At 62.2% G+C, this 259-nt stretch carries 1 pseudogene; it reads right to left on the reverse strand.

From position 1 onward, the window contains the following. Positions 1 to 259 (reverse strand): annotated as a pseudogene (locus SB753_RS38745) (MFS transporter); the annotation flags it as partial.

A 259-nucleotide genomic window follows, 5' to 3' on the forward strand; every position in this document is an offset into this window, starting at 1 on the left:
GTGATTCCCGCGCCGCCCGCGATGATCGCGATCATGCCCAGATGCAGGCCCGCTTGCGCGGTAAGCCCGAGATTGCGGCTTGCGTAGACGAATACGAAGGCGTTGACGGCATTCATCGCAAACGCGAGAAATGCACCGGCGACAGTGACGGCCGCAAAGGTCCGTGATCCCGTGATGAGACGATGCGCGTAGGCGTCGCCGAGCCGCGTGGCCTGGTACCAGTTAGAGCAGACGTATAACGCGACGGCAATCGCAATCC

It is taken from the genome of Paraburkholderia sp. SIMBA_053 (assembly GCF_046534895.1).
Lineage (GTDB): Bacteria > Pseudomonadota > Gammaproteobacteria > Burkholderiales > Burkholderiaceae > Paraburkholderia > Paraburkholderia caledonica.